Source organism: Phyllobacterium sp., assembly GCF_037994405.1.
Lineage (GTDB): Bacteria > Pseudomonadota > Alphaproteobacteria > Rhizobiales > Rhizobiaceae > Phyllobacterium.
Genome location: NZ_JBBNAN010000059.1, coordinates 1 through 8,752 on the forward strand (window position 1 = coordinate 1; position 8,752 = coordinate 8,752).

At 55.5% G+C, this 8,752-nt stretch carries 10 protein-coding genes and 1 pseudogene; 5 read left to right on the forward strand and 6 right to left on the reverse strand.

Translation table 11 applies throughout. The features are described from left to right. Positions 1-204: 204 nt before the first annotated feature. Positions 205-762, reverse strand: coding sequence for a flavodoxin domain-containing protein (locus tag AAAC48_RS03635; RefSeq protein ID WP_340652863.1), 558 nt, complete (start codon positions 760-762; stop codon positions 205-207). A 195-nt stretch (positions 763-957) separates the two neighbouring features. Between AAAC48_RS03635 and AAAC48_RS03640 the strand changes: the two genes are divergently transcribed. Continuing rightward, positions 958-1,794, forward strand: a complete 837-nt coding sequence (locus tag AAAC48_RS03640; protein WP_340652864.1) for a universal stress protein — start codon at positions 958-960, stop codon at positions 1,792-1,794. A gap of 44 nt (positions 1,795-1,838) precedes the next feature. Beyond that, positions 1,839-2,285: a pyridoxamine 5'-phosphate oxidase family protein gene (locus tag AAAC48_RS03645; RefSeq protein ID WP_340652865.1), complete on the forward strand. Its 447-nt coding sequence runs from the start codon at positions 1,839-1,841 to the stop codon at positions 2,283-2,285. Between the two features lie 47 nt (positions 2,286-2,332). On the opposite strand, the gene AAAC48_RS03650 is transcribed toward AAAC48_RS03645, so the two are convergent. The 3 genes from AAAC48_RS03650 to AAAC48_RS03660 all read right to left on the reverse strand — a co-directional run bounded on the left by AAAC48_RS03650 (position 2,333) and on the right by AAAC48_RS03660 (position 3,437). Beyond that, positions 2,333-2,782, reverse strand: a complete 450-nt coding sequence (locus AAAC48_RS03650; protein ID WP_340652866.1) for a YeeE/YedE family protein — start codon at positions 2,780-2,782, stop codon at positions 2,333-2,335. After that, positions 2,779-3,189 (reverse strand): YeeE/YedE family protein, encoded by a 411-nt coding sequence (locus tag AAAC48_RS03655; RefSeq protein ID WP_340652867.1) that lies wholly within the window; start codon positions 3,187-3,189, stop codon positions 2,779-2,781. The genes AAAC48_RS03650 and AAAC48_RS03655 overlap by 4 nt, the downstream gene beginning before the upstream one ends. Before the next feature lie 92 nt (positions 3,190-3,281). Next, positions 3,282-3,437, reverse strand: a complete 156-nt coding sequence (locus AAAC48_RS03660; protein ID WP_340652868.1) for a hypothetical protein — start codon at positions 3,435-3,437, stop codon at positions 3,282-3,284. A 368-nt stretch (positions 3,438-3,805) separates the two neighbouring features. On the opposite strand from AAAC48_RS03660, the gene AAAC48_RS03665 reads away from it, so the two are divergent. The 3 genes and pseudogenes from AAAC48_RS03665 to AAAC48_RS03675 all read left to right on the forward strand — a co-directional run bounded on the left by AAAC48_RS03665 (position 3,806) and on the right by AAAC48_RS03675 (position 7,906). Further along, entirely contained in the window at positions 3,806-4,192 is a 387-nt protein-coding gene (locus AAAC48_RS03665) for a phasin family protein (protein ID WP_340652869.1), read from the forward strand. A 108-nt stretch (positions 4,193-4,300) separates the two neighbouring features. Then, positions 4,301-6,706 carry a phosphoketolase family protein gene (locus tag AAAC48_RS03670; protein ID WP_340652870.1) on the forward strand — a complete coding sequence of 802 codons (2,406 nt, stop codon included), beginning with the start codon at positions 4,301-4,303 and terminating at the stop codon, positions 6,704-6,706. 25 nt (positions 6,707-6,731) lie between these two features. Further along, positions 6,732-7,906, forward strand: a pseudogene (locus AAAC48_RS03675) (acetate kinase). A 74-nt stretch (positions 7,907-7,980) separates the two neighbouring features. Here AAAC48_RS03675 and AAAC48_RS03680 read toward each other — a convergent pair. After that, positions 7,981-8,385 carry a cytochrome c gene (locus AAAC48_RS03680; RefSeq protein ID WP_340652871.1) on the reverse strand — a complete coding sequence of 135 codons (405 nt, stop codon included), beginning with the start codon at positions 8,383-8,385 and terminating at the stop codon, positions 7,981-7,983. Positions 8,386-8,388: 3 nt separating this feature from the next. After that, a partial coding sequence (locus AAAC48_RS03685; protein ID WP_340652872.1) for an AAA family ATPase occupies positions 8,389-8,752 on the reverse strand: 364 nt, incomplete at its 5' end.

The window sequence follows — 8,752 nt, forward strand, 5'->3', positions numbered from 1 at the left end:
CATGATGCGCTGACCATTTCGTAAGCAAATTGCCAAGGTGACGAGATGAACATGCCGCAACCGATTGCCCGCTCAGCGGTATCTTCGACCCCAATGCATGCGGGGCTGACCAGTGCCGAGGCCAAGCAAAGCGGCGCGTGCCGGAACCATCCGGTGATCGCCCCGGCGACAACAGCACGCGAACGAGCCTGCCAAACATCGCTGTTACTCGCCCGCCAAATCGCATTGTTTGATGAGAGATTGCGAGAAGTCGTCGACAAAGCGCTTGACCTCGGTCCAATTGGTCAGCTCGTAATCGTGTTTTGTGTCAATAGGTCCGCCCTCGGCCGATGCGATGCGCTTGAGCATCCAACGCTTGAAAAAATCATACTGCGTGTATTTGAGTGCGCCGGCACAGTTGAGCACGGATCGAGGCTGCCACCCTGTTTCATTGGACAGCTTGACCGGGTAATTTCTCGCCTCTGACATTTCCTCCTCATCGGCACTCGCAATGGACAGCGATACGGAAATGAAGGCAGACGGCATGTCATTGAGAACCGTACTCCAGTCATGGACATAATGGACAAATGGCGACGGATAACGACCAATATGGACAGGCGCGCACAGGATCGCCCCGTTGCTCGTGCCTGGATCCACAAATCCGACCTGGTTTGCGTCGGTTAGCATGACCATGTGCCCAAGGGTCTCCAGATGGCTGGCAACCGCTTCGGCGATTTTTCGGGTCTGGCCCTCAATCGTGGAATAAAGCACCAGGAAATTCATGGCGTAGTCTCCTGCATTGATCGTCCGGAATTTATTTTCCGGAATTCTATCAGCCTGCGCAATTGGCGAGCGGGATGCATTGATGCGCATCAATTCGGAACGTCATTAGCCCATTTGATCCAGCGCAATGCTGGACCGTGATTTTGGCGTTACTCGTCAATCAGCAACTTTTCGACCCATCCTTGGAGAAGTGAGATGAACTTCAAAACCCTATTGAGTGTCGTTGATGTCAGGCAGAATGATGATGATCTCAAAGTCGCAATCGAACTTTGCTCGGAGATTGATGCGCAACTGTCCGTCCTGGTGATTGCGATAGCGACGCTTCCACCACTTGGCGACTACCCGATTAGTACCGCAGATGCCTGGGTGAAGGAGCATCACGACGATCTTGAGGCCCTGAGCAAAAGGGTCGACGCGGTGGAAACAATGGTGAAGAACGCCAATATTTCAGCAACTGTGATCGACGAGTATCCGGAAGCTGCCAGGGTCGGCCACGTGATCGGCCGGCACGCGCGATATGCCGATGCAACAATCATTGGCCCCAGCCTGCTCCGCAATGACCTTCTTAAAACAAGTGTCGTTGACGGCGCTCTGTTTGAATCGGGCAGACCGATTCTCATTATTCCGCAAGGCAGCAAGCCCACTCTGCGCCCCAAATGCGTGCTTCTGGCGTGGGACTCGGGCGTGGAATGCACACGGGCAGCCAGGGAGGCCCTCGACGTCATGGCTTCTGCTGAAGAGGTCCATGTCACCTTGGTCGATCCCGACACCAGTTCGATCGCCAATGGTCCCGAACCGGGTGCCGACATAGCCGCCTATCTCGCGCATCACGGAATCAAGGTTGACGTGGATTGTCTTCCGGGCGGAGGCAAATCAATCGCAGATATTCTCAAACAACATGCAACGGACGTCTCTGCCGATCTCATCATCATGGGCGGTTACGGTCATTCGCGCACACGCGAGTGGATCTTTGGCGGTGTGACCAGATCGATGATCGATGATCCGAAACGGCCCGTCCTCATGGCACGTTGAACGGAGGTCGCTGAACAGCAACCTGCAAGAAGGAGTAAATCGTCATGCATATTACCGAGATGGATCAATTCGAAATCATGCAAGTGGTGGAGAACGCTACCGTGGGACGGCTGGCTTGTGTTCATGATGGTCAGCCCTATATTGTTCCGTTGAATTTCGTCTGCCACCTCGGCTGCCTCTATTCGTTCACGACATTTGGCAGAAAAATCGAGTGGATGCGGGCCAACCCAAAGGTGTGCGTGGAGTTTGACGATATCGCTGCAACCAACAACTGGCAAAGCGTTATTGTAACTGGACACTACGAAGAGTTGACGGGGGATCCTGACCATGTCGATGCGCGCAACGAGGCGCACGCCCTCCTAAGCAAAAGGGCTGAATGGTGGGAACCAGCCTATGTAAAAACGGTCATCCGCGATCACGTGCGCGAGTTGCAACCCGTCTATTTCCGCATCCTGATCACTGAAAAGACAGGACATAAGGCGATGAAGTGACAGTCTCGTTGATAGGTGACGTCTTCTCTCAGCGAAGCAGTTGAAGGTCAGTTGGCCGTTGCCGTGTCCGTCTGCGCTCTAAGCAAACGGTCGTGGACCTGCATGCCGACCACCATGGAGATGACGAAAGCCGTTGGTTTAATCAATCCCATGGACAACAAAGCCACGGCTGGACCCGGGCATAATCCGCCAAGGCCCCAACCAACCCCGAAGATGGCCGACCCAAGGATGAGCGGCGCATCGATCCTCTTCTTCGTCGATATATGGTAACTCGGTTCGAAGGCGGGGTGGCTGGATATCCGCATGATTCGGACTCCGAGCGCCGCCACGGCGACCGCACCCCCAAGGACGAAAGCGAGGCTCGGATCCCATGCGCCAAAAACATCAAGGAAACCTTGCACACGCTGCGGATTCAGCATTCCGGACAAGGACAGTCCAAGACCGAAGACCGATCCCGAGACCAAGGCTACGGCTAGTTGTGCGTATGAATGTTTCATAGTCCGACAATCCGCAGGATCGTTACCGCGGCAATGCCTGTTGCCAGGAACGTGACGACCGCCGCGACCGAGCGGCGCGAGAATCGGGCTAGACCCAACACACCGTGGCCGCTGGTGCATCCGGATCCCATCCGTGTCCCGAACCCGACCAGAAATCCCGCGCAAATGATCAGCGGCCAAGATGAAGTGACCGTAACGACGGGCCAACGGCCGAACAAACCATGGAACAGGAGAGGGCCCGCCATCAGTCCCACGACAAAGGCAGTGTTGAGACCTGTGTTGAGGCCGAGCGCCAACCGCCCGACAATTCCGCTGATGCCGGCAACACGGCCGTTGAACAGGAGGAACATTGTCGCGGACAACCCGATCAGCATTCCACCCATCAAGGCGGGCAAATAACGGTCCATTTCGGTTCTCGATCCATGGCGAAAGCCCTGGTGTTACGGTAGTGTCGCGTTGCAATACATGGCGACGGTAGGCGGCACCCGCGCCAACAGTATCAACTCTTCCTGCTGAACTTTTTCAAGTAGCTCGCGACGTCGACCTGAACTTTGGCATCAAGCTTGAGAGCTGCCTGGTCAGCAATTCTGTTCATCGCGGCAAGCACCTCCAGTTTCCCCCATCCCGCGTTGAAAGCGTCGCTGAGCAGTTCCAACTGTATCTACAGTTCGCAATCCTCCGCATGCCTGGGGTCGCTCAATGCGCGGCGCGGTCTCGCGATCATCAGAAGGCTTTTCATCCCGGACGGTCTGCGTTTGCGGCTGCTCGTGCAGACGGAGCAAATAGAAAATCTTCGTAGCAGGCTAGCGCGGTCGGCGAGTTTGCACTTTGATTTCGATCAATGAAGCAAGCCAGAGCTTATAGGCCGAACTAAATCCGTAGTTGGCTAGCCTGATGTAGCCTTAAGTTCGATCTGTGCGTGACGCGTCGAGTTTGACCTATGTCAATGAAAGCCCGGTGACAGCATGAGACCCTTGGAAACCTGATAGCATTCGGCTTCAGGCTTCGATCGAAGGATCAGTTATGTCGTATCAATCCCAGCCGTCCGCATCCGTCTTCAATTCCGTTCCCTTTGCCCACACCAACCGGGCATTCGCGATGGCGGCCGTACATATGCAGGCCCACGTTTTCAAAGCCTTGATCCGCGTACAGATCGAATCTCTGGCTTTCGTCAAACGTCGTTGCGAGCAGGACTTGAAGTTGATCGATGATCTGATCATTTCCGAGAAGTATCAGAACACATTTGGGGTATACGGCGAATTTTGCCGCGATGCTGTCTCCGAATACGCAGCCGAAACACGCAAACTATTATCCACCGGCTCCCGGATTGTTTCCGATTCGGCCAAATTTGGGAACGGCGAAGTCGACAGGATTTTCGAGGATGTGACCGCTCGGACGATCGGACCTTGAGCCGTGCAATCAGCTTTGGGGACACCGCACCTCCAAACAGGTCAGCGAGGTCCAAGTTTCGCAATCAGGACTATTGATTGAACCCTTCGCATCGCACAGGAGGTCGAAATGTCCGACTATGTAGCAGTTACCCCAAAGCATCTGTCCAGCCACGAAATGGAACAGATCGATTTGTATTGGCGGGCGGCCAACTACCTGACCGTGGGACAAATCTATCTCCTCGACAACCCGCTGCTTAGAAAGCCGCTGAAGCTTGAGCATGTGAAGCCGCGGCTGCTTGGCCATTGGGGAACGTCCCCGGGCCTGAGTTTTATTTACGCTCACCTGAACCGTATCATTCGCCAACACGACGCGAACATCATCTACATATGCGGGCCCGGACATGGTGGTCCTGCAATGGTTGCGAACGCCTACCTCGAAGGCAGCTATACCTCCTGCTACCCGGATGTTACCCGCAACGAAAAAGGCATGCACAAGCTGTTCCGGCAGTTTTCCTTTCCCGGCGGAATTCCGAGCCACGCTGCGCCGGACGTTCCTGGATCCATCAACGAGGGCGGAGAGCTTGGGTATTCGCTGTCTCATGCTTTCGGCGCAGCTTTCGACAATCCGGATCTTGTCGTCGCGTGCGTCGTCGGAGACGGAGAAGCTGAAACCGGACCGCTCACCGCAGCCTGGCATTCCAACAAGTTCCTGAACCCGCAGCGCGATGGTGCGGTTTTGCCCATTCTACATCTCAACGGATACAAAATCGCCAACCCAACGATACTGGCGCGAATTCCGCACGAAGAATTGCGTTCCCTCTTCGTCGGCTATGGCTACCATCCGATATTCGTGGAGGGGGAAGATCCCACGCTGATGCATGAACTGATGGCTGCGGCACTGGACGAGGCGATGGGGAGAATCAGATCTATCCAGACCATCTCACGGCAGGACTACGATGCACACGCGAGCCGTCCGGTTTGGCCGATGATCATCCTACGTAGCCCAAAGGGTTGGACAGGCCCAAAGCAGGTCGACGGCCTGAAAACCGAGGGGTTCTGGCGCTCCCATCAGGTTCCGCTTTCCGGTCTTGCCGACAATCCGGAGCATCTCAAACTGCTTGAGGATTGGCTGCTGAGCTATCGTCCAGAAGAACTCTTCGACGCTAAAGGAGCTCCGATGGCAGCGATTGTCGAAACCACTCCTCAGGGGCGTCGGCGCATGGGTTGCAACCCTCATGCCAACGGCGGAGTGCTACGCAAGTCTCTCGAGATGCCGGATCTCGAGTCACACGCGATAGCGTTCTCAAGACCGGGCGAAGTGAAAGCGGAAGGCACCAAATTGATGGGCGTATTCTTGCGCGACGTGATGCAGGCCAATGTTACATCAAAAAATTTCCGCATTGTGGGGCCTGACGAAACCGCATCGAACCGACTTCAGAATGTGTTCGAAGTCACAGACCGCACCTGGATGGCTACCGTATTGCCGGAAGATACCAACCTTGGTCCAAACGGAAGGGTGATGGAAATTCTGTCCGAACATACCTGTCAGGGGTGGCTCGAGGGGTATCTTCTCACGGGCAGACACGGGTTCTTTTCATGTTACGAGGCGTTTATCCACATCGTCGACTCCATGTTCAACCAGCATGCGAAATGGTTGGATGCCAGCCGGGACATTCCCTGGCGGCAACCCATTTCTTCCCTCAACTATCTGCTCACCAGCCATGTCTGGCACCAGGAGCACAACGGCTTCAGTCATCAGGATCCGGGTTTCATCGACGTCGCGCTCAACAAGAAGGCCGATGTGGTGCGGGTTTATCTTCCCCCCGACGCCAACACGTTGCTTTGCGTAACCGATCACGTGTTACGCACCTGGGATCGGATCAACATCATCGTGGCGGGAAAGCCGCCGCTGTGGCAGTGGCTGTCGCTGGAAGCTGCTCGGGTTCATTGCAAGGCGGGCATTGGGATATGGCAATGGGCATCGAACGAGGACGGTTTTGAGCCCGATGTCGTCATGGCGTGCGCGGGGGATGTACCGACGCTTGAGACGCTCGCTGCCGTCAGCATTTTGCGGAAGAGCATGCCGAAGCTCCGCATCCGGGTGGTGAATATTGTCGACCTGATGGCGCTGCAACCGAAAGAGCGCCATCCGCACGGACTTGCCGACGACGAGTTCGATGCAATGTTCACAAAGGACAGGCCCGTCATCTTCTCCTATCACGGCTATCCATGGACGATCCATCGCCTGACCTACCGCAGGACCAACCACGACAACTTTCATGTGCGCGGCTACAATGAGGAAGGAACGACGACGACTCCGTTTGACATGACGGTCTTGAATGGCCTCGACAGGTTCAGTCTCGTCTTGAGCGTTCTCGACAGAATTCCGGCCAGTGACCCAGCGGCAGCTCTGCTCAGGCAGAGGATGCAGGCCAAGTTGCTTGAGCACACGGAATATATTCGCACGTATGGTCAGGACATGCCGGAAATCTTGAACTGGAGATGGGACGCGCATTCCGACAAGATCGACTGATCGACGACAAAGGGCCAATGCGTAAATGACCGACACGATCCTCGTTTTGAATGCAGGATCTTCCAGCCTGAAGTACGCGGTCTTCGAACAAGCGGACGCGTTGCGGCAGCTTTTGCGCGGCAGCATTGCATCGCTCGACGACAGGCCGCGCATGGCAGTTTCGGAAGGCGAGGGTGGTCGGACAGTCAAGATCGAGTTGAAACAGGGCGCGATCGACATCAAAGAAGCAATGGGTCTCGCCGTAGCGGACCTTGCTGAGCGAGGTCTTCTTCGTGGCGTGACTGGCGTTGGACACCGCGTCGTCCACGGTGGCCAACAATTCAAGGGACCTGCGTTGCTCGATGAGCCGACCATGGAGCAACTGCGGGCGCTCATCCCGTTGACCCCAATGCACCAGCCCCGCAACATCGAGATCATCGACGCCGCACGCACAGCATGGCCGTCTGCGACGCAGTTCGGCTGTTTCGACACGGCCTTCCACCACACGCGTCCGCGGCTGGCGAAGCTTTACGGGTTGCCGCGCGAGTTCACGGACTCCGGCATGGTGTCCTACGGGTTTCACGGAATTCCTACGCCTACATCGCATCGCAGCTGAAATCCAGGTTTGGGAAGAAGGCCGGGCACCGGGCAATAGTGGCTCATCTTGGCAGTAGAGCCAGTCTCTGTGCCATGAATGAACAGTGTTGCGACCACGATGGGCTTTTCGCCGCTCGATGGTCTGGTGATGAGCACACGCTGCGGTTCCATCGATCCCGGCATCATCATCCATCTGATTCAAGATCGTGGAATGAAGATTGAAGACGTCTCGCGCTTGCTCGAAAGCGAGTCAGGCATGTTCGGTGTTTCGGGTATTTCTGGAGACATGCAGGCTCTTACGGAGTCCGGGGATGCATCTGCACTGGAGGCCGTAGACCTGTTCGTGTATCGTGCCGCTCGCGAGCTCGGAGCGATGGCTTCAACCTTGCAAGGTTGGATACCTTGGTGTTCTGTGCCGGCATTGGAGAGCACTCTCCGTTTATCCGCGGGAAAATCGGAAAAACCGCGCAATGGCTGGGCGTTGAGATCGATGCGGATCGAAATTGGCGCGGTGACGAAATTATTAGCAGTTCCCAATCCGAAGTTGACGTTCTGATCATCCCAACGGATGAGGAGAGAGCCGTGGCGGAGCAATTCAATCAAGCGAAATTCCGCGCGGTCTAATGAGAGACACATCGCCATTGATCTATTATTGACGACCCCGGGTAGTCATGAACGCCTTTGGGTTCGCCTCTGGTTCATTTTTCTTGGATCGTATCGAGGTATCTGATGATGCTTGAGATTTCCTTCGGCCTAACCTGAAATTCCGGCATATCAGGATGGCCAGTGGATATGCCTTCGGCCAATGCCTCTTCGAGATTGATCAGCGGATAGCGTTTTGAAAGGGTGCGGAATGCGGGAGCGTCGGGATGCCTGCTTTTGCCACTCCGTCCGATTGCATGGCAGCCGGAGCAGTTTCTCTCCACGAAGGACTTGCCGCTTGCCACTTCGGATCGTTCGTTGGTCGCGTTTGCTGGCATTAAGCTCAACACCAGGAAAACGACCAATGAGATCCGTACGATACAGCTACCATTTCGGGGCAAATTAGGGTAAATCCGCTTCCCGCCATGCCGAGTAACGAGCAGCCGTTTGATCGTTGACATGGCCTAACACCCCACGCATGTTCGTGCAGGCAGAGAAACGTGATTGCATGCGGGCTCAATCTCATCGAGGACTAACTGGACAATGGTATCAACCGATTGGCCAGCATCAATGTGCCGCCAACGGACGGTACCGGCATCCTTGGCTTCCTGCATGTTCAGCACCTCAATAGTCGCATCTGACGCACTGTTCCTTCGGGCTTGTATTCGCGACGTTAATGTCGAATGATCCGCCTTGAGCCAGATCCCCATGAACGGGACTCCAAGTGCCTTGCCTACACGTTCGATCAAATCCCGATTGCGGGGCCTGTCAAAAACAGCATCGACAATGACAGATCCTCTGCAAGTCAGCGCGGCTCCGGCCTTATCG

Coding starts and splice junctions, on each gene's coding strand:
- AAAC48_RS03670 (WP_340652870.1), top strand. CDS start 4,301: ATGTCCGACTATGTAGCAGTTACCCCAAAGCATCTGTCCAGCCACGAA.
- AAAC48_RS03665 (WP_340652869.1), top strand. CDS start 3,806: ATGTCGTATCAATCCCAGCCGTCCGCATCCGTCTTCAATTCCGTTCCC.
- AAAC48_RS03650 (WP_340652866.1), bottom strand. CDS start 2,782: ATGAAACATTCATACGCACAACTAGCCGTAGCCTTGGTCTCGGGATCG.
- AAAC48_RS03635 (WP_340652863.1), bottom strand. CDS start 762: ATGAATTTCCTGGTGCTTTATTCCACGATTGAGGGCCAGACCCGAAAA.
- AAAC48_RS03655 (WP_340652867.1), bottom strand. CDS start 3,189: ATGGACCGTTATTTGCCCGCCTTGATGGGTGGAATGCTGATCGGGTTG.
- AAAC48_RS03640 (WP_340652864.1), top strand. CDS start 958: ATGAACTTCAAAACCCTATTGAGTGTCGTTGATGTCAGGCAGAATGAT.
- AAAC48_RS03680 (WP_340652871.1), bottom strand. CDS start 8,385: ATGTCAACGATCAAACGGCTGCTCGTTACTCGGCATGGCGGGAAGCGG.
- AAAC48_RS03645 (WP_340652865.1), top strand. CDS start 1,839: ATGCATATTACCGAGATGGATCAATTCGAAATCATGCAAGTGGTGGAG.